This is a genomic window from Okeanomitos corallinicola TIOX110 (assembly GCF_038050375.1).
GTDB classification, from domain to species: Bacteria; Cyanobacteriota; Cyanobacteriia; order Cyanobacteriales; family Nostocaceae; genus Okeanomitos; species Okeanomitos corallinicola.
The window spans coordinates 3,355,544-3,376,751 of the sequence record NZ_CP150886.1 but is presented as its reverse complement, the minus strand read 5'-3'; the positions used below and the strand labels follow the sequence as shown (position 1 = coordinate 3,376,751).

Sequence of the window (21,208 nt, the reverse complement as noted above, 5' to 3'; positions counted from 1 at the left end):
AGAGGAGAATATTTAGTTTTTAAATGGGTGTTTTTCTATTTTTGGGTGAAACTGTCGTTACTCAACCTATTTTTTATGAGATTGCTAAATCCTTCACTAATCTCTCAGCCAAGGTGAGGTAGGAGCATCAGGATCGATGGAAGATGGATCTTCTAATGGATAGTTTCTTTCTGAACTTAAAGTTATGTCATCGGGAGTGGGTAATTTATTTAATTCTTCTAAAACTTCTAATGCAGAATTATATCTTTGTTTATGATCTTCCAAAACCATTTTGTTAATAATTGCTGCTAGTTCTTCACTGACTGTTGTTTGATCCATCCATTTGACTTCTTCATCATAACTATCTCTTTTGAGTTCATGGGGGGAAATACCTGTTAAGGCTTTAATTCCAATCATGCCTACGGCGTAAATATCACTGTTGTATCTAGGACGACCAAAACATTGTTCATTCGGTGCATAACCTTTTGTGCCTATACCAATTGTAAAAGCTGTTGATTCCAGGCTATCCATAATTTGGGTACTGACTTCTTTGACAGCACCAAAGTCAATTAATACTAATTTCCAGTCAGAATGACGACGAATAATATTTCCTGGTTTAATATCTCGATGAATTACACCGTTGTCATGGACAAATCTTAAAATTTGTAATAGGTCTTTTAACAGTGAGATAACTGAATTTTCTGCTACACATTTACCTGATACTATTTCTTTACCCAAGTCATGACCAACTATATATTCTTGAACTAAATAAAATTCTTCATCTTCTTCAAAGTAAGCTAATAGTTGGGGAATTTGGGAATGTGTTCCCAGTCTTTCTAAGGTTTTTGCTTCGGAACTAAATAATCGTCGTGCCAGGGATAAATTTTCTGGTTTACTCGTTGCTGGTTTTAACTGTTTAACTACACATTCTGGATGTTCAGGAAGTTGTATATCTTCGGCAACGTAAGTTTCACTAAATCCACCTGCACCAAGAACTTTGGTGATTTTATAACGTCCGCTTAATATTTTTCCATTCAATTCTAAATCTCTTTTTTGAATAAACTCTTGTAAATCGTCTTGTTGACTGATAATGTCCTGAACTACAGGAGATGATTTATGTTTTTGAAATAGAAGTAATAATTTTTGTTTGTTGATTTTTTCTTTTGCTATTTCAGTTCCTAGATAGGATAATCCTATCATAAATATTGCTATTATTGGTACTGTAGTCGGAAACATTAAGTAACCATATATATAGCTAATGTAACTTATTCCTCCCCACAAACTGGCTATAGCTATACTTAATAGTAGTCTTTGAACACCTTGTTTTTTGATGGTAACTATTACAGATGTGATACTCACTAGGAAAAGTACAAACAGACCACGAAAAATTGGATTTTTAATTGCTGTAGCTATAGTTTTATCTGCTATTAAAGTGGCGATCGCATGAGCATGAATTTCTACTCCGGCCATGGGTTCATGGGGAGAAACTGCTACGGCATGAAAATCATTACTTAATTTTGCTGTAGCTCCGATCAGTACAATTTTATTTTCAAAAAATTTACCTTTTTGTAGATAGTTATGCCAATTTTCTGGATCGAAAACAAACCAAAAAGGGACAGTTTGAAATGCTTGTTTATTTCCCCAAAAATAAATGCGATCGCCCCGTGGTCGAGGGTAATTAATTTGTGATGCTGCTAATACTGCTTGCCCAAAGGATAATGCTGTTGTATTAATTAAATCTGCTGTAGCTTTTTCGGGTGAAAATGCACTGCTTAAACGGTGTATCTTACCATCTACTTCTATAGGGAAATTGACTGAACCGATAAATGTAGAAGTTTGACGGAATTGCTCTAGAGGTTGGGTGAGTTGTTCAAATTCGCCCTGATGTGTCCTAAAGTCTTCATAAACTGCTGCTAAGGCAACCTTGCTACCATATTTTTGTAATACTTTTTGTAACTGAATATCATCAGCTTCCCCATAACTACTGGGTTTATCTAAAACTAAGTCTAAAGCTACTGAACGCGCCCCAACTGCCATTAATTTCTCAATTACTTGAGCATAGGCAATACGTTCATAGGGAAATGATCTCAGCGGTTTCAAATGTTTATATTTCTGGCTATTAGTCCTGTAATACTGTTCAGGTATTGTTATGGATTGATCATCAATTGCTAAAATAACAATGTCTTGGGGGGTTGCTTTTGCTCCGCGAATTTGGAAAAAAGCAGTTGCAGCTTGGTTTTCTATCAGTTGTACCCAACTCCCCCCTGTCGCACTCAGTAATCCTGCTACTATGGCCGAGACTCCCGCCAGCAGATGGCCGAAACTTACCATTGTTTTCGACTGCTGTAATGTTCCAGTTATATTGATTTTTGTAAATCTACTGGGCTGATTTTTGGCAGTGGAGAGATTTTTTTTAGTTAAGCTATATTTAGGTTCTTCTACCATATTATTTTACTGGTTATTTATAAGTACAATACTGTTACCTATTTATACACATTTGCAACGGTAATATAGATTTTGACATTAAACTTTAATGAAACTTTTGTACGTAAAGCAAAAGCTTAACAGCTATGGCATCAATAAATACTATCTATTTTTAAGTATAAACACGGGTTGAATCTATGCTTTAATCAATTTACTGGTTGTAGATAAATAATGTACAAAAACGGGATATTTTTTCTTTCCCCCTGATAGAAAGTTTTTGACCCTCTATATCCCTATTGAAAGGCTGGATTTTAGGAAAATATCCTGTTAATACCTCTTTGAGAGTAAACTTAACTATTATGGGTTATTTATATGGTTTTGGGAATATAATAAGTATTGTTTTATTTTATACAAGCATATTGTTAATGATCATGCTTACCATAAACGACTTAACATTTTTCAGACTTTATTGCATATCCCTAATATCGAATCAGAATACTGTAAACTAATCAATTTTCTTGGTAAATTTTAATCACAGAGGATTTAGGGTAAGAGAGGAGGTGAGATAGGCTGAAAAATCAGGGATCAATTTGAATGTGTTAGTTAATTTTATGCTTTAACAAAGGTAAAATCAACCATATACATGAAAACTACCTTAGAGATATTAGCATCCTTACCAATGAAGAATTGCTATAATCTATTGTTCAATCTTACATTCTTATCTATTATTTAGGTGTAAATTTCTATGGTTTTGCCCATGAATCGTCTGTCTATTTTTGTAGACGGAAACAATATGTTCTATGCTCAACAAAAAAATGGCTGGTTTTTTGACCCGCGACGAGTATTAGAATATTTTAAGAACGAGCAATCAGACACAACCTTAATTAATGCTTTTTGGTACACCGGCTTAAAAGATCCACAAGATCAACGTGGTTTTCGAGATGCTCTGATTAGTTTGGGATATACAGTACGGACTAAAATTCTCAAAGAATACTATGATGATGTCTCTGGTCGTTATTCACAAAAAGCAAATTTAGATATTGAAATTGTTGTCGATATGTTCAATACCGTTGACCAATATGACCGAGTAGTTTTATTTAGCGGAGATGGAGATTTTGAAAGAGCGATTGAGCTATTACGTTCTAAGAATACACATATTACAGTAGTGTCAACAGAAGGAATGATAGCGAGGGAATTACGTAATGCTACGGATAGATATATAGACTTGAACGATATTAGAGACCAAATAGAGAAAACGGAAGCTTAGTAAAATTAATATTTATTTACAAAGCACAAGTTAAAAAATAAAGTTCAAGGTATTTTTTTTAAGCCCACCACAAAACTAAACTTAACAATGGTAAACCAATGAGCAATCAAGCTGACAGAATTATCATCTTTGATACCACACTGCGAGATGGAGAACAGTGTCCGGGAGCGACTCTCAATATAGAGGAAAAGTTAGTTATTGCTAAACAATTAGCTCGTCTAGGTGTAGATGTCATTGAAGCGGGTTTTGCTTTTGCCAGTCCGGGTGATTTTGAAGCGGTAAGTAAAATCGCTCAGACTGTGGGTTTAGAAGATGGTCCGGTGATTTGTAGTTTAGCTAGAGCTAGACATGATGATATCAAAGCCGCAGCAGAAGCGATTAAACCAGCAGCGAAGGGGAGAATTCATACATTTATTGCTACTTCTGATATTCACTTGCAATATAAGCTGAAAAAAACTAGGACGGAAGTAGTGGCGATCGCTGAAGAAATGGTGGCTTATGCCAAAAGCTTCACCGATGATGTAGAATTTTCTCCTGAAGATGCTGGTCGCTCTGATCCAGAATTTTTGTATCAAGTTTTAGAAAGGGCGATCGCTGCTGGTGCAACTACAGTTAATATTCCTGATACTGTAGGTTACACAACTCCTAGCGAATTTGGGGCTATTATTAAGGGGATTACAGAAAATGTCCCCAATATTGACCAAGCGATCATTTCCGTCCACGGTCATAATGATTTGGGTTTAGCTGTTGCTAACTTTTTAGAAGCTGTGAAAAACGGCGCCCGACAGCTAGAATGTACCATCAATGGGATTGGGGAAAGAGCCGGAAATGCTGCTTTAGAAGAATTGGTGATGGCCTTGCACGTGAGAAGGCAGTATTTTAACCCCTTCTTTGGTCGTCCGGCTGATTCTGAGGAATCATTAACTAATATTGATACCAAGCAAATTTATAAATCTTCCCGTTTGGTTTCTAGCTTAACAGGGATGTTGGTACAACCAAATAAAGCTATTGTAGGTGCAAATGCTTTTGCCCATGAGTCGGGTATTCACCAAGATGGGGTGTTAAAAAACAAACTCACCTATGAGATTATGGATGCCCAATTGATTGGTTTAACCGATAATCAGATTGTATTGGGTAAACACTCTGGTAGAAATGCCTTCCGGACTCGGTTAAAAGAATTGGGCCTTGATTTGTCAGAAAATGACTTAAATAAAGCCTTTGTGCGGTTTAAAGAAGTTGCAGATAAAAAGAAAGAAATTTCTGATTGGGATTTAGAGGCGATCGTTAACGACGAAATTCAACAAGCACCGGATTTATTTAAAGTCGAGTTGGTGCAGGTTTCCTGTGGTAGCAACGCCAAACCCACTGCAACAGTGACACTCCGCACTCCCAACGGGGAAGAATTAACTGATGCGGCGATCGGTACTGGGCCAGTAGATGCAGTTTATAAAGCCATCAATCGGGTGATGAATGTACCGAATGAATTGATTGAATTTTCTGTGCAATCTGTAACCGGGGGAATTGATGCTTTAGGAGAAGTGACGATTCGTTTACGTTATGAATCCCGTGTATTTTCAGGTCATGCAGCCAACACAGATATTATTGTGGCATCGGCTCAGGCTTATGTGAATGCACTGAATAGGTTGTATGCTGCATTACAGCAATCAGCTAAGGAAGAAGTGACAGCTTAGTTTTGGATCCCCGATTTCTTGAAGAAGTCGGGGATCTTTGATGATTTAAAATAATTGAAGTTGTTTAATTTTACTGATTTTATCTTGCCGATTTAATTGATATTTTTCTACGATATGTTCTGGTATGGAAAGTTTATCAAGGTTACGAGGCTCAACTTTAATCGCACCTGAACCATAACTTTTACCTACAAGTTTTAGATTTTCAATTGTTTCTGGTTCATTTAATGCTTGCCACAAATTATTAATATATATTTCATCAGTGTAAATAGGATAAACACATAAGAAACTGGTTAATGGTAAAACACCAGCTTCATTTTTGATAAACCGAGAATTTCTCCTTCCCAGATAAGCAAATAATATTGGTGGTACTTCTCTAGATTCCATTTTATACCACAATTTACGTTGTTTGATTAATGGACGTTCAGGTAAACCTAATTTTTCACCTTTTTGGAGATAATTAATTAATGATTCAGGAATATTTTGATCACTGTTGATAGAAAGTAAAATTGTGGGACGATTATTTTCTTGTAACTTAATTATATCTGCAAGAGTTATTATATCTCCTGTAACATCTCTGGTTCTTCCTATTGCTAATTTAGTAAATTCTGGGGGAATATGTAATGTTTCTACTTGCTGTTTAGTGAGAAAGAAAAATTCATTCGCTCCTGTAGCAATACCACGAATTACTTTAGCAAAATCATGTAAATGATATTTAAAATCACTATAATTTTTTTGAGGTCTTGATAAACCTGTTTTTAAAGATTCTTTTAAATCCCGATGATTGATTTCTAGAGTTTTATAATTATTATCTTGAAAGTTTGATTGCACAAAATTACACAATTCATCTGTGTTAGCTATATTTGCCTTTACCCATTTAATTTTCTCAATAGGGGCAGAATTTTTAATAAAAAAAATGACTGCGTTAGTATCAACATTAGGAAAAGGAGTTGCATTTTCATTGAATGTCACAACGCATTCAAGACAATAATTTGTACTAATCCATTGCCAAAGTTTTTGGGCAAAAATTCCTTCACAGGTATCTGCCGGCATAATGAAAGTTAGTTTACCATTTTCAGCAAGTAAATTTAATGCTTGTACCAAGAAATAAATGTGATAACCTGCTCGACCATCAATTGTAAAACCTGTAATTTTTAAGCAAAGCTCTTTTAAAAATTGCTTCAATTGTTGATTTAGGCGATGATGTCTAATGTAAGGTGGATTACCTATAATTGCTTTAAACTTTTGTTGGGGAGGATCTTTGATAAAATCACGTAATTCTACCAAGCAAGAATTTGTTTGATAAATTTCATCTTTTAAAATATGTTGATCTATATCAATTCCATAGTATTTAATGTTAGGATTTATTTGTAGTAAGGCATTGAAAAAAGCTCCTTTTCCTGCTGCTGGATCAAATATTAAATCTGTAGATTTTGTGAGGTAAGAAACCATTGCTTTGGTAATCCATTCTGGTGTCCAAAATTGACCTTTATCGCGTAGTTTTTCTCTTTCTTGCCAGTTTGTAGGTAGTTTTTGATGAATCATGATTTATTATCTAATTTATTATTTATTACATTTGGCTGAGGATTTGTAGAGCATCTTGGTCAATATGAAGCGATCCACCTGTAAATTTTACATAGGGTAAGATATGTCCATTTTTATCTTCTATATAATCAGGAACTAAAGTAGGTTTTTCTGTGGAAATTCCTAGAAGATAAGCATAATGGTAATAGAATTTGTAAATAGCTTTTTGAGTTGTTGCTCCTCCGGGAGCTTGAAAAGTTTGAATTGTGGGTTCAATTAATCCTTCTTTTACAAGGTTTTCAGCTTGATTAAGAGATAATCCATAAGCTTTATCAAAGAAAACGTGCCAAATGTGAATAGGAACATTATTTTCAATTTGCCATTTATTTAAAGGAATCCTGTCTTCTTCTTTGATAATTACGGTTGGTAAAACTGCATTTTTAGCTAGTCCTATTTTACCTCCAAGTCTTTTTTGTGGTTTCATTTGTTTATTATAATCTGGCATTTTTTCGGCAATCCAAAGGGAATTTTCACATTCAACTGCTATCAATGCTTTTTGAATCAGTGGTTGTAATTCACTTTCAATGATAAAAGGTAATTCTTTACTACCACCAATATTTTCTAAAAAACTATCAACATAAGGTTTATGTTCAATCTTAAAAATTAATAAATCAGGACGTTTTACTGTTCCCAGTCCAGCAGCTTCTAGTCTTTCAAAATAAAGTTCAAATGCTCTGACATCATCAGTAGGTGCTGTTCCACTGGGTCCATAAGGAATTGCATAAAACTGATTAGTTTGGTTAATAGCATCAGTTAAACGTTGTTCACTCCAAACACCTTGAGACCAACGCATTAAAAAATCACTACCCCTTAAACGTCGTGGGTTTAACCAAAATTCAGACCAGCCAATTTCGGCAATAAATTTTAATTCTAGTTCAATTTCTGCTTCTGATACTGATAATATATTCTCAAATGGGTGCATGAATTTTGCTGTTGTAAAAAATATACTGATTTAATTATACACTAAATCTTGTTACACAAAAATTAGCATCTTGTAATTATTAATGCTGATAACTATTTTTTTATAATTGCTTTATATCAATAGCTTGTTCCCATCTGTCACCAAAATCCTCTATAAATAAAGTAGCAGCACTAAGAGAAAAAATCATCATGTTAAAAATATTCGCTGACAGAGGTGGCACATTTACAGATATAGTTGCTGTCACCAATAACCAAAAAATCATAGATAGACTTACCAACGAAAATCAACGATTTTTAATTGTACCTCTCCCTAACCAAGAATGGATTATAGTCTATAAATTACTATCAGAAAATCCTGAACAGTATGAAGATGCAGTAATTCAAGGAATCAGAGACATTCTGGGAATTGCTGTTAACGAACCTATTCCCTATCAAAATATAGAAGTTGTGAAAATGGGAACAACAGTAGCTACCAATGCGCTGTTAGAAAGACATGGAGACAGAGTAGTTTTATTAATTACTAAAGGTTTTAAAGATGCGTTGCGAATTGGATATCAAAACCGCCCCAATATCTTCGCACGACAAATAATTCTACCGACAATGCTTTATGAACAAGTTATTGAAATAGATGAAAGATATGATGCAAATGGTAATGAATTAAAGCCCGTAAATCTTGAACAAGTAAAACAAGATTTACAAACAGCTTATCATACAGGAATTAGAAGTTGTGCAATTGTTTTCATGCACAGCGATCGCTATCCAAAACACGAACAACAAATAGCCAAAATTGCCCAAGAAATCGGCTTTACACAAATCTCAATTTCCCATCAAGTCAGTCCCTTAATGAAACTGGTTAGCAGAGGAGATACAACCGTCGTTGATGCTTATTTAACCCCCATTTTACGGCGTTATGTTAACCAAGTTTCCAGTCATTTACCCAACGTTAAATTAATGTTTATGAAATCCGATGGAGGGTTAACAGATGCAGATAAATTTCAAGGAAAAGATAGTATTTTAAGTGGTCCTGCTGGGGGAATTGTCGGTGCAGTGCAAACCAGTAAAAGAGCAGGTTTTGATTCAATTATCACCTTTGATATGGGAGGAACAAGTACAGATGTTGCTCATTTTAAAGGAGAATATGAAAGACAATTAGACTCAGAAATTGCCGGTGCAAGAATGCGAGTTCCCGTATTAGCAATTAATACCATTGCTGCGGGTGGGGGTTCAATTTTATATTTTGATGGTTCTAGTTATCGTGTTGGGCCTGAGTCTGCTGGATCAAATCCTGGTCCCGCTTCCTATCGTCGTGGTGGAGCATTAACAGTCACAGATGCTAACGTGATGTTAGGGAAAATTCAACCTCAATATTTTCCCGCAGTTTTTGGAAATGATGGTAATTTACCCTTAGATAAAGAAATAGTAATTCAGAAGTTTCAAGAATTAGCTGAAAATATCAAATCTGTCACCGGAAATAATAGAAACCCTGAACAAGTAGCATCTGGTTTTATAGCTATTGCTGTAGAAAATATGGCTAATGCTATTAAAAAAATTAGTCTTCAACGGGGTTATGATGTCAGTCAATATGCACTATGTTGTTTTGGTGGTGCTGGTGGACAAGTTGCTTGTTTAATTGCTGATACTTTAGGAATGAAAAAGATATTTTTACACCCTTTTGCTGGTGTGCTTTCTGCTTATGGTATGGGTTTAGCTGATGTGAGAGCAAATAAAATTAGAGGAGTTGAAAAACATTTAACTCAAACATTAATTCCTGAATTAGAGCAGTTAATGAAAACTTTGGAAATTGCAGCACGTCAAGAATTAAATCAGGAAGATAGTAATTTAGAGTTAGAGGTAATTAATAAAGTGAATTTGCAATATACTGGAACTAATTCAGTTTTAACGGTTGACTTTTTTACAGATGTTCTCAAAATGAAAACCGATTTTGAAAAGGAACATCAATCAAGATATGGTTTCATTCAAGCAGAAAAACCTTTAATTGTGGAATCTATTTCTGTGGAAGTTGTGCAGAAAATGGATACTCCAGAAGAACCTATAATTATGCGTCAAAGAAGTTTAGAGGAGAAACCCGAACCTGTGGAAATAGTCCAGATGTTTACTCATGAAAAATGGTGTGATACTCCAGTTTATAAAAGGGAAGATTTACAACCGGGAGATGTTATTAAAGGTGCTGCAATTATTGTGGAGAAAATCAGTACAATTGTTGTAGAATCTAATTGGGAAGCACGGTTAACTGAACGGAATCATTTAATTTTGCAAAGTTTGATTTAGTGCTATTTATCACATATCAAATTAATGCTAAAATCAATAAATAACTACTTGGTATCATATCATGATGATTACTCAAGAATTAGTATCTGAAGAAAACTTCTTTCCTGAAGATTTAATTTTTCCTCCCAGCGACTTATATAGTGATGAACCACCTGTGGAAACTGAATTACATCTAGAGCAAATTATGCTCTTAATTAAATGTCTCAAATGGTTATGGAAAGATAGAACAGATTTCTATGCTGCGGGAAATTTGAGTATTTATTATAGCCCTAACCAGAAGAAAACTGAAAAATTTCGGGGTCCTGATTTTTTTGTGGTTTTAGGAACAGAGAAAAAAACCCGTAAAAGTTGGGTAGTATGGGAAGAAGACGGTAAATATCCTCATGTAATTGTGGAAATTCTTTCACCAACTACAGCAAAAACTGATCGAGAATCTAAAAAAGAACTTTATCAAGAAACTTTCCGCACACCGGAATATTTTTGGTTTGATCCTTATACTTTAGAATTTGCTGGTTTTCATTTATCAGATGGTAAATATCAACCTATTGAACCTAATGAAAAAGGACATTTATGGAGTCAACAATTATGTTTATATTTGGGAATTTATGAGGGTTTATTAAGGTATTTTACACCTTCAGGAAATCTAGTTCCTACACCGGAAGAAACCGCAGAATTAGAAGTTAAAAGAGCAGAACGAGAAGCGCAACGTGCAAAGCGTGAAATTGAGCGTGCAGAACGTGAAACTAAACGTGCGGAGGAGGAAGCAAAAAGAGCAGAAGAAGAAAAGCAAAGAGCAGAACGTTTAGCTGCAAAGTTGCGTGAGTTAAATATTAATCCAGATACGATTTAATCAAGTTCCTGACTTCTTTTTTGTCTCTGATAATTGAGAAGTTGGGGATATTATGATTTTTTATCGAACCGCTCCAGACGCAGAGAGCGTAGAGAGAAGAGAATAAAAGAAATATTATTTATTAAGGAGGAAAATTAGTTATGTTTTCTATTTCTCAACCTGATCCTGTTCGTTTAGAAATATTCAAAAATCTCTATCAATTTATCGCTGAACAAATGGGAATTGTACTGCAAAATACAGCCGCATCAGTGAATATTAAAGAAAGGTTAGATTTTTCCTGTGCAATTTTTGATAGTTGCGGTTTATTGGTTGCTAATGCTCCTCATATTCCTGTTCATTTAGGTTCTATGAGTGAAAGTGTCCGCAGTCTAATTAATGATGTGGGGGAAACTATTAAACCGGGAAATGTTTATCTTTCTAATAATCCCTATAATGGGGGAACTCATTTACCTGATGTTACTGCTATTACTCCCATTTTTGATACAGAAAATACACAAATTATTTTTTATGTTGCTTCCCGTGGACACCAAGCTGATATTGGTGGTATTACTCCCGGTTCTATGCCTCCCCATAGTACCACTATCTTAGAAGAAGGAATTATTTTTGATAATTTTCTCTTAGTTAAAGAGGGAGAATTTCAAGAAGTATCAGTTAGAGAACATTTATTAAATCATCCCTATCCTAGTCGTAACCCTGATCAAAATATAGCAGATTTTAAAGCTCAAATTGCTGCTAATAATCGTGGTATGCAAGAACTGTTAAAAATGGTTAATCAATATAGACTAGAAACAGTTCAACTTTATATGCAGTTTGTCCAAGATAATGCGGAAGAATCTGTGAGAAGAGCAATTGATGTTTTAAAAGATGGTGCTTTTAGTTATGAGATGGATAATGGGGCAAAAATTCAAGTTTCTGTAAAAATAAATAAAGAAAATCGCAGTGCTAAAATAAATTTTACAGGTACATCTACACAATTAAATAGTAATTTCAATGCTCCCAAAGCTGTAACTCAAGCAGCAGTTTTATATGTGTTTAGAACTTTGGTTAATGATAATATTCCCCTCAATGCTGGTTGTCTCAAACCTTTAGAAATTGTCATACCTGAAGGTAGTATGTTAAATCCAATTTATCCGGCCGCAGTGGTAGCAGGAAATGTGGAAACTTCCCAAACTATTGTTGATGCTTTATATGGTGCTTTGGGTGTTATGTCTGCTTCCCAAGGAACGATGAATAATTTCACTTTTGGTAATCAAAAATATCAATATTATGAAACTATTTGTGGTGGTTCTGGTGCAGGAATTGATTTTGATGGTACGGATACGGTACATACTCACATGACTAATTCCTTATTAACAGATCCTGAAGTTTTAGAAACGCGCTATCCGGTAATGGTGGAAAGTTTTAGTTTGCGTGAAAACAGTGGTGGAAAAGGTAAATATTCCGGGGGTGATGGGGTAGTTCGTCGGATTAAGTTTTTAGAACCGATGACTGCAAATATCCTTTCTGGCCATCGTGTTGTTCCTCCTTTTGGGTTAAATGGTGGAAAACCAGGAAAGGTAGGAAAGAACTGGATACAGCGGGAAAATTGTACTCAGGAAATTGTAGGTAGTACCGCGACGGTGGAGATGCAGTCGGGGGATATTTTTGTAATTGAAACCCCAGGAGGAGGAGGTTTTGGTTAAATTCAATTATTAGTTAACAGTAATCAGTTATCAGTTTTTATAGACTTTTATTTTTTATACAATTAGTAGAAAAATTTTACTGTCTGCTGTTGTCTTGTTAGCTACTATCTCAGTTGCATCGTTTTTAACTGGTGTCAGTTGAGAAAGTGTCACTCTCCACACTACCTATCCAGTGTTAAAAGAGATATTCTTATTCAATGCAAGGAGTGATACCACTTCACTTATGTTTGTTACAGGTAATCCTGGCAATGCTTCCCCTATAGCAATGTCAAAGATTTTAAATGTTGCATTACTGAGTGTATGGTATAGAGTTATACGGGGGAGTGCCTGAGTAGGTCAAAAAACTCAGGCACCTTTTCGTGTATAAAGAGATTTTAAGTTATTTTTCTGGTATCAATTTATTTGTTGTTAATGGTACTAGAAGACATAGGAAAATACAGGATTAAGGGCAAGAGTTTGATAACTGTATAACTGTTTTTCTATTTGATTTGTGGTTAAATCAGAGATATGGATCACTGTTTTGCTGTTCATAGTTGCGAGAGGCAGTGAAATACAAATGAATGCGGAAGAAATTAAACGGCGCTATGCCGCAGGAGAGAGATATTTTTTATCTGCTCATTTAGTAGGAATAAAACTGATTGATGCTTACTTACCTGGTATCAACTTATGGGGAGCAGATTTAAGTAGAGCTAATCTTGCTAAAGCTAAACTTTGGGGTGCAGATTTAAGTAGAGCTAATTTAGCAAGAGCTAATTTGACCAGAGCTAATTTATGTGGTTCTAATCTTTCTGAAGCTAATCTTCGTGGTGCTAGGCTGCACTACACTAAGTTCTATGGTGCAAACTTAGCTGGTGCTTTTTATGACGACAGTACAAAGTTTTCTCAAGGTTTTGATCCTGTCAGTCATAATATGCGGAAGTTATAAAATTAACTTGGTTTATTCAATACTTTGTCCATTTTTTGTAGCGACAGTTCAAACCAAAGCATTTGTTGGGTTTCATGATTCAACCCAATCTACAAATCAATACTTTTTCCAATTTGGACAAGGTATTGTTGATTAACTTTGTAACGTAATGATAGTTACTTCTGGTGGACAACCTAAGCGTCCTGGGAAATAAGTTCCTAAACCACGATTTACATAGAGTTGATTTTTGCCTATTTGATGTAACCCTTGTAACCATTCCCAATGATAGAAAATAGGTTTACCTTCTACTAAGAAAGGTAAAGAATATCGTATTTTCTCCGGAATTATTTTGGTGATGTTTTCATAAATTTTTAATGCTGGTCCAAGGATAGGAAAAATGATTTGTCCACCATGAGTATGACCAGATAATTGTAAATCTACTCGCCATTTTTTTAAGATTTCGGCTGAGTCTGGGTTATGGGATAAGACTAGACAAGGTTTTGTAGAATCTAGCTGGTTCATGACTGGTGTGGGGTTAAATTCTTTTGCATAAAAGTCTGCTAGTCCTACTATTGGTAAATCTTTTCCAAATGGAAAAGCTATTTGATTCCATAATACTTGAATATCAATATCTTGCAGTGCTTTGGTAACTTCAGAACGAGAGTTTTGATAATACGAATCATGGTTTCCTAAAACTGCATAAATACCGTGATTACTTTGTAGATTTTTGAGGTGTTTAGTGAATTTTTTCAGTGGTTCTGTGCTGGTGGTGATGTAGTCACCTGTTAATAAGATTAAATCTGGTTTTGCTTGGTTGCTGATGGCGATCGCCTGTGCTAATATTTGATCTGATAACCGCAAATTATCATAGTGAAAATCTGACAATTGTACCAATTTAAGACCTTGTAATGATGCGGGTAAATCCGCAATTTTTACTGTGATTTTTTCTGTAGTTAATGGTTCAGACAAGAGGACTTGCATAGTAATTTTGATGATTTTGAATAGTTTGAATAGTATTATTTATAGGTTAACCGAAAAATTTGGAGTTTTTCGTAGAAATAGGATAACTATTAAACATTTTTTACCAAAAATTTAGAATTATCTGCGTATTTATATTTAATTAGTTTCAATATAACTTTACTTTTGCCTAAATTACCACTTTAAAACCTGATTTCTCATCTCCTCCATATCCAAGTAATCATTCACAAAAGCTGTCCTTAATAACTCATCAGGAATAAATTGATCATACTTTTGTAATTCTGGTGCTTCTGCATGACTAACTAAGTGTTCTGCGCTAATTCTCTGCTCACATAAAGAAACAATTTCATTATAAATATCAGAAAACTTATCCTTACCTACTTTTAAAGTCAAATAATAGGGATTTACACCCCCAATACTACTAATTTCTAACGACTCTCGACAAAAACAATTAATCAACCTTTCTAAAGTCCGATAACCTACCGTACCCATCCAAGGGAAAATACAACATTTATTTTTTTCCAACTGAATGATATTTTGTTTATCTAATCCTATTTTTTTAGTTAATTTCCTCACTTCCTGCAAACGCAATTTAGCATTTTTTTGTAAATAACTATATTCTGTATCTTCTAACAAAACCTGACGCATTCTTTGTAAAATTCGACCATGAATATTACCACTTCCACCACGCCAATTCATATTATCTTTACCATTAGCTTTACCTTCAACTTGTGTAACCAAAATCACCCTTTTCTTTAAGTCAACTTCCAAAACTTCCCAACTCTTACCAGCTAACCCAAATTGATTACCTACAGATGGAGGAATAACAATACTACCAATTTCTGTATTTCCTTGTTTTACAGTATATTCTTGATTATCTGCAAACACAGCATAAAACTGAAATTTATTAACTATTTTTTCTCCACCTAAACCAATCATTAATTTACCAGTTTCTGTTTTTTGAATATGATTAATATCAATTAAATATCTGAGTAATAACTTATAATCATCCTGGGAAATATTAGCAAATGGGGCTAATTTAAAAATTTCTTGAGCTAAAACCGCAGGTGAAATTGCTCCCCTTGCAGATAAAATACTCATGGTTTGATGATAAAGTAAACTCAAAGGATATTTAATTGGGTGAATTGGTTCTATCCACCGTGATTCTAAATAAAGTTGAATAATTGCAATAGATTGTAAAAGTTGCCAGGGTATTTGTTTGGGTAAATCATCTTCTGACAAAGGTTTTTCTTCAGCACAAATAAACCGCATATCCGCAGCTTCACCCCTTCTTCCACTGCGTCCTAATCTTTGTAAAAAACTAGCCACAGATAAGGGTGATTCTAATTGAATTACTCTCTCTAAATAACCAACATCTATGCCTAATTCTAAGGTTAAAGTTGCAGCTGTCACCGCAGGTTGATTAGGTTCACGCATAGCATTTTCCGCAGCTTGTCGTAAACTAACAGCAATACTACCATGATGAACATGATATATGTCTGGGAATCCTGAATTTGTGGCTATATTCCGTAAATCAGAAATAATAGATTCTGTTTGAGTGCGGTTGTTAGCAAATATTAAACATTTACGGGATTTAGTGATGTTAAAAATATATTTTTCGTAATCTGATTCATCAATATCTTTATTAATAAAAAAATGTTCTAATGCTAATTTAATTTGTCGTTTTCCTGCTTCTATTTCTGGAGTAATTACTGGCTTTTCTGTTCCTAAACTTAACCATTTTTCTGCCATAGAATAATCACCAAGTGTTGCTGATAATCCAATCCTTCTGGGTTGAACTTTAGTTATATTACCTAATCTTTGTAATTGACAAATAATTTGATAACCTCTTTCTGAACCCATAAAAGCGTGAATTTCATCAATGATGATAAATCGTAAATCAGCAAATAATCTAGGTAGTTCTTGATGTTTATTAATTAGTAAGCTTTCTAAAGATTCTGGCGTAATTTGTAAAACACCTTGGGGATTTTTTAAGAGTTTGTTTTTACGATTTTGAGATACATCACCATGCCAAGAATATACCGGAATATCTGCGGTTTTCAATAAGTCATTGAGGCGTTGGAATTGGTCATTAATTAAAGCTTTAATCGGACTAATATACAATACACCAATAGTCTGAATGGGATTTTCATGTAACAAAGTTAAAACAGGTAAAAATGCAGCTTCAGTTTTTCCCGCAGCAGTAGCAGCAGCAATCAATAAATGTGCATCTGTGTTAAATATAACTTCACAAGATGCTGTTTGTATGGGTCTTAATTCTGTCCAATTATTGAGGTAGATATATTCCTGGATAAACGGTGCAAGTTGAGAAAATGTATTGTTGTTCATGATGGAGTTTTGCACTACAGCACAATTACGGGCAGAGTATAATTAGCAAGGTATAATCAATTGATAACTTAACAAAGTTGTGAGGTTAAGAAAATGACAAAACAAGATTTAGGTGATTTTACTAAAGAAATTTTATTAGAACGCTACGAAGTACAACAGCAATTAGGGAAAAAAGCTGGACGCAGGACATTACTAACTCGTGATTTACAAACACAGGAATTAGTTGTAGTTAAACTCTTGACATTTGATGATGAATTTCAATGGGAAGACTTAAAGTTATTTGAACGGGAAGCAGAAACCCTAAAATCAATTTCTCATCCGGCAATTCCCCGCTATTTAGACTATTTTGAATTAGATGCTCCCAACTACAAAGGATTTGCACTTGTGCAAAGCTATATTCCTGCTCAATCTTTAGAAACTCAAATAAAAGCAGGACGTAGTTTTAACGAACAAGAAGTTAAACAATTAGCAACAGCTTTACTAGAAATTCTCAAATATTTACACAGTCAGCAACCTCCTGTAATTCATCGTGATATCAAACCTAGTAATATCTTATTAACCAATCGTTCTGGTAACAATGTTGGTGATGTTTATTTAGTTGATTTTGGTTCAGTACAGACTATTGTCAGAACTAATAGTACCATGACTGTTGTTGGTAGTTATGGATATATGCCACCGGAACAATTTAGTGGAAAAGCTACTCCAGCTTCTGACCTTTATGGTTTGGGTGCAACTTTAATTTATTTAGTCACAGGTCAACATCCAGCAGATTTACCACAACAAGATTTAGTTATTCAATTTAAAGAATTTGCTAATATTACTCCTCATTTTAGTAGTTGGTTGCAAAAAATGACTCAACCAATTTTAAGTCAACGTATGGCTTCTGCGGATAAAGCATTAGCAGCTTTACAAAGACAACAACCAAGACAAAATAATCAAATTCATCTTCCTATTAATAATTTTGATTTCACTTTAGAAAAACCTTTTGCTAGCCAGATTTTTTTTAATCAAACTACTGAGTTTCTTGAAATTATTATTCCCCCCCAAGGAGGAATATCTAAATTGGGTGTAATGTTGATTTGGTATTTTATCTCAGTGATTCCAATTTATATAACACTAATATTTTTTGGTCCTCTGCTGGGTATTTTATCAACCTTATTACTTCCACTTCATATATTTATGTTATTTTTTGTGGTCTTGATGGGTAAATTTGGGAGAAAAAGACTTTTGATTAATAGGAAATACATTTCTTTATCTCATGAATTATTTGGGATGAGAAGATATACGACAATTCCTAGTGCGAGGAAAAACATTATTCGTTTACAACGTAGTATCACATATTATAATATGACTCCTCAACCTTATTTAATTATTTGGGCAGGATTAATAAAGTATGAAATTCATACTAGTAAGGATAAGATGTTTTCTATTAGTACCTTAGAACTTGATTGGTTAGCTCAAGAACTTAGTGACTGGTTAGGTTTACCAATTGTTCAGGAGTAAATAGGTGAAAAGCAACTGTAAATCAAAGGCTAAATTCTGCGATATTATCATCTAAATTTCTATCTTCACCAGCAACGGTGGGTTTAAAATTAGTACCGTGAATTAATTCATTAAATTGAATTTCTGAACTTTGATAAAGAACATTCAAAATACTAATAAAATCACGGACAATTTCCCCTGGTGTAAGTAATGCTTCTGCACCTAAACGAGTAGTTATTTCTTGAATAAATGCTTGTAAATTACTGTCATTTAATGTTGGTTTATAACCAAAGTTAAGACTATGAATTTCTATGAGGCGTTGTAAAAGAGTAAGTATTTCTGTAGTAGATAATGGGTTAAGTCGAATCACTGGCCCCAAATATTCTTGTGTGTTGGCTTGGGTGACAAATCGGCTTTCTTTGGTACGTCTACGCCAAGCTGGGTCAGCAAAAAGTCCTCTATTTGGGTCTTCTAAAAATTGGCTTGTTCCACCTATGAAAATACCCAAATGTTCGGCTTTACATTGCATGGTATCATTAAACATTCCTAGCAATCTATTGTAGTTTTTCTCACGGGTAACGGTGGTAGAAATTTGATATAAATTAACGGCTTCATCTACTAAAATTAATAATCCCTTATATCCTATTTCAGCGACAAATTTAGCTAATAATTTAATGTAGTCATACCAAGTTTCATCATCAATAATTACCCGCACTCCTAAAGCTGTTCTGGCTTCTGTTTTAGTATTAAATTCTCCTCTTAACCAGCGCAAAGAGGCATTTTTTAATTCATCATCATCTAAGCGATAACTACGCCAATAAGCAATAATGACATTACCAAAATCAAAGCCGTGTACTAAGTCTTCAATATAGTGAACTACTTCCCTAATTCTTGTTTCTACTTGTTCATCAAAACCTTCGTCGTTAGGACGCATTCCTGTTTCTTTGACTACTTCTTGTTGAATTTTGTTAATCCATCCTTCTAAAATTGCCACTAAAGCACCACCATCAGGTCGAGTTTTTGTAGCTAAATGACTCATTAATTCTCGATAGGTTGCTAACCCTTCGTTGTGACTTCCTGCTAGTCTGCGTCCAGTGGATAGGTCAGCATCTGCAACTACAAATCCTTGTTCCATGGCTCGGTTACGTAGCATTTGTAAGATGAAGCTTTTACCTGAACCATAGTTACCAATTATAAATCTAAATGCGGCTACACCTTCTGATATGTCATTCAGATTTTGGAGGAGACTATTTAGTTCTTTTTCTCTACCTACTGCTATGTGTTCTAGTCCTACTCTGGGGACTACTCCTGCACCAAGGGAATTGATTAAAGCGGTGGATACTTTTTTTGATATTTTTTGTTTTGTCATGTATCTGATATTAGTTGATTGTCAAGATATCTTGTTGATGAATAGTATATCAGATGTGTCGAATTTTCAATATTATAGTGATAGTAAATCTGACTAATTTGGATGCGGACTTACCTTACTGATTGGTCATAAATTTTGATGATTTCTCGCACTTTTAGCAAATGTTCTGGATAAATTTCTGGTGTTTCTTCACTGGTTTCTAGGATGAGTTCTCCGATGGTATTGTCAGCTATTTCATTAATAGAATCTATCAGCAGGTTTGGCATGGTTATTTGTGTTTCTGCAATTTGTTTAAGCACTGCTTTGGTATCATCTTGCTGAACTATGGCTTTTAATATTTTGATTTGATGAGATTCTACGTTATCTAAAAATTTATTCCATTCTGGGGGTAAGTTTTCATTACTGTTTTGATGAGGTTCTGTTACTTCTAAAAGTTCATCAAAGGGAAATAGTTCAATTTCATTTTCTGGTAAATATTCGTTGGATTGTTCTTGACTTAGATTTTCTAAGTTTTGTAGTAGCTCCCATACTTCGTTTTGTAATGAATCTCGCTCATCTTGTAGTAAGGAAATTTGATTTTGTAATTGGTTTATTTCTTCTGTTTGTAATTGTCTATTTTCTTGTAATTTTTTGATGTTATTTGCTATGACTTCCTGATTTTTTATAGTATCTTGTAGCGAGTTGGTTTGAGTAAATATTTTAGTCTCTAATGTTTCAACTTCTACACGTAATTCATGAAGTTTTTCTTCTAGTTGGGGTTTGAGTCTATTAGATAAAATTAGATTGTTTTCAATTTCTTGTTTTTCTTGTTTAAGGGCTTCAATTTGAGCTTGCGTTTGATTTACTTCGGCACGGGAGACGTTACAATTAACTTCTAGACGGCGTTTTTCTGCCGCTAGATCAGAACAGTATTGTTTAAGTTCTGCGGTATTATTATTTATTTGTTCTAGTTCGGTTTTTAGATGAAGTATCTCTACTTCTAATTGCTTTTTTTGTGCGGCAAAACTACCTAAGTCTCTATGAATACTATCTCTTTGATTCCGAGAGTCTATAATTTGATTTTGTAGATTTTGTGATTCTGTGTAGAGAATGATTTTATGCTGTTCTACTTGCTGAATTTCTCTAACAATTCGATATTTTAAACCTTCTAGCTCTCGGATTTTTCTATGGAGGGAATTTAAAACAAGTAGCTCATAGTTTCTGCGTCTCTTATCAACAAATAGGGCGGCTGAATAGGTTGCTAATACGGTAATTATACCTGTGATTAAGGCTTGTGTAATATCCCAATTAGGGACAAGACTTAAACCAAAACTTACGCTGAAGGCAGCTATACCTAAAATTACTCTATTGCTGACTGCTCCTGATTGCATTTTGCTGGTTTTGATCGTAGTACCCTGATGGGAATTAGTAGTAATTAAAGTCATCAGTTTTCACGTCTTTTT

14 protein-coding genes are annotated in these 21,208 nt (G+C 34.3%); 7 read left to right on the top strand and 7 right to left on the bottom strand.

Annotated features, from left to right (window positions below):
* Nucleotides 1-96 precede the first annotated feature (96 nt).
* The gene (locus tag WJM97_RS14640; RefSeq protein ID WP_353929533.1) at nt 97-2,424 is read right to left on the bottom strand and encodes a CHASE2 domain-containing protein; all 2,328 of its coding nucleotides are present in this window, start codon (nt 2,422-2,424) and stop codon (nt 97-99) included.
* Nucleotides 2,425-3,148: 724 nt separating this feature from the next.
* Between WJM97_RS14640 and WJM97_RS14635 the strand changes: the two genes are divergently transcribed.
* A complete protein-coding gene (locus WJM97_RS14635; protein ID WP_353929532.1) occupies nt 3,149-3,670 on the top strand; it encodes an NYN domain-containing protein in 522 nt (173 codons plus the stop codon).
* A gap of 98 nt (nt 3,671-3,768) precedes the next feature.
* On the top strand, nt 3,769-5,361 hold the full coding sequence (locus WJM97_RS14630) for a 2-isopropylmalate synthase (RefSeq protein WP_353929531.1): 1,593 nt from the start codon (nt 3,769-3,771) through the stop codon (nt 5,359-5,361).
* 45 nt (nt 5,362-5,406) lie between these two features.
* On the opposite strand, the gene WJM97_RS14625 is transcribed toward WJM97_RS14630, so the two are convergent.
* The gene (locus WJM97_RS14625; RefSeq protein ID WP_353929530.1) at nt 5,407-6,903 is read right to left on the bottom strand and encodes an N-6 DNA methylase; all 1,497 of its coding nucleotides are present in this window, start codon (nt 6,901-6,903) and stop codon (nt 5,407-5,409) included.
* 25 nt (nt 6,904-6,928) lie between these two features.
* Nucleotides 6,929-7,864, bottom strand: a complete 936-nt coding sequence (locus WJM97_RS14620) for an AccI family restriction endonuclease (protein ID WP_353929529.1) — start codon at nt 7,862-7,864, stop codon at nt 6,929-6,931.
* Nucleotides 7,865-8,052: 188 nt separating this feature from the next.
* Here WJM97_RS14620 and WJM97_RS14615 point away from each other — a divergent pair, with 188 nt between their 5' ends.
* The 4 genes from WJM97_RS14615 (at nt 8,053) to WJM97_RS14600 (ending at nt 13,609) form a co-directional block, all read left to right on the top strand.
* A complete protein-coding gene (locus WJM97_RS14615; RefSeq protein WP_353929528.1) occupies nt 8,053-10,152 on the top strand; it encodes a hydantoinase/oxoprolinase family protein in 2,100 nt (699 codons plus the stop codon).
* A 61-nt stretch (nt 10,153-10,213) separates the two neighbouring features.
* Complete coding sequence (locus tag WJM97_RS14610) at nt 10,214-11,002, top strand: Uma2 family endonuclease (protein WP_353929527.1); 789 nt, start codon at nt 10,214-10,216, stop codon at nt 11,000-11,002.
* A gap of 140 nt (nt 11,003-11,142) precedes the next feature.
* On the top strand, nt 11,143-12,684 hold the full coding sequence (locus WJM97_RS14605) for a hydantoinase B/oxoprolinase family protein (protein WP_353929526.1): 1,542 nt from the start codon (nt 11,143-11,145) through the stop codon (nt 12,682-12,684).
* Nucleotides 12,685-13,240: 556 nt separating this feature from the next.
* Nucleotides 13,241-13,609 carry a pentapeptide repeat-containing protein gene (locus WJM97_RS14600; RefSeq protein WP_353929525.1) on the top strand — a complete coding sequence of 123 codons (369 nt, stop codon included), beginning with the start codon at nt 13,241-13,243 and terminating at the stop codon, nt 13,607-13,609.
* Nucleotides 13,610-13,741: 132 nt separating this feature from the next.
* Here the strand turns inward: WJM97_RS14600 and WJM97_RS14595 are convergent, their stop codons facing one another.
* Together WJM97_RS14595 and WJM97_RS14590 are read right to left on the bottom strand one after the other, a co-directional pair.
* On the bottom strand, nt 13,742-14,569 hold the full coding sequence (locus tag WJM97_RS14595) for a metallophosphoesterase (RefSeq protein ID WP_353929524.1): 828 nt from the start codon (nt 14,567-14,569) through the stop codon (nt 13,742-13,744).
* A gap of 171 nt (nt 14,570-14,740) precedes the next feature.
* Nucleotides 14,741-16,915, bottom strand: coding sequence for a DEAD/DEAH box helicase (locus WJM97_RS14590; RefSeq protein ID WP_353929523.1), 2,175 nt, complete (start codon nt 16,913-16,915; stop codon nt 14,741-14,743).
* 93 nt (nt 16,916-17,008) lie between these two features.
* Here WJM97_RS14590 and WJM97_RS14585 point away from each other — a divergent pair, with 93 nt between their 5' ends.
* A complete protein-coding gene (locus tag WJM97_RS14585; RefSeq protein ID WP_353929522.1) occupies nt 17,009-18,418 on the top strand; it encodes a serine/threonine-protein kinase in 1,410 nt (469 codons plus the stop codon).
* A gap of 22 nt (nt 18,419-18,440) precedes the next feature.
* On the opposite strand, the gene WJM97_RS14580 is transcribed toward WJM97_RS14585, so the two are convergent.
* Together WJM97_RS14580 and WJM97_RS14575 are read right to left on the bottom strand one after the other, a co-directional pair.
* On the bottom strand, nt 18,441-19,766 hold the full coding sequence (locus WJM97_RS14580; protein ID WP_353929521.1) for an ATP-binding protein: 1,326 nt from the start codon (nt 19,764-19,766) through the stop codon (nt 18,441-18,443).
* A gap of 110 nt (nt 19,767-19,876) precedes the next feature.
* Nucleotides 19,877-21,190, bottom strand: coding sequence for a tellurite resistance TerB C-terminal domain-containing protein (locus WJM97_RS14575; protein WP_353929520.1), 1,314 nt, complete (start codon nt 21,188-21,190; stop codon nt 19,877-19,879).
* Nucleotides 21,191-21,208: the final 18 nt, after the last annotated feature.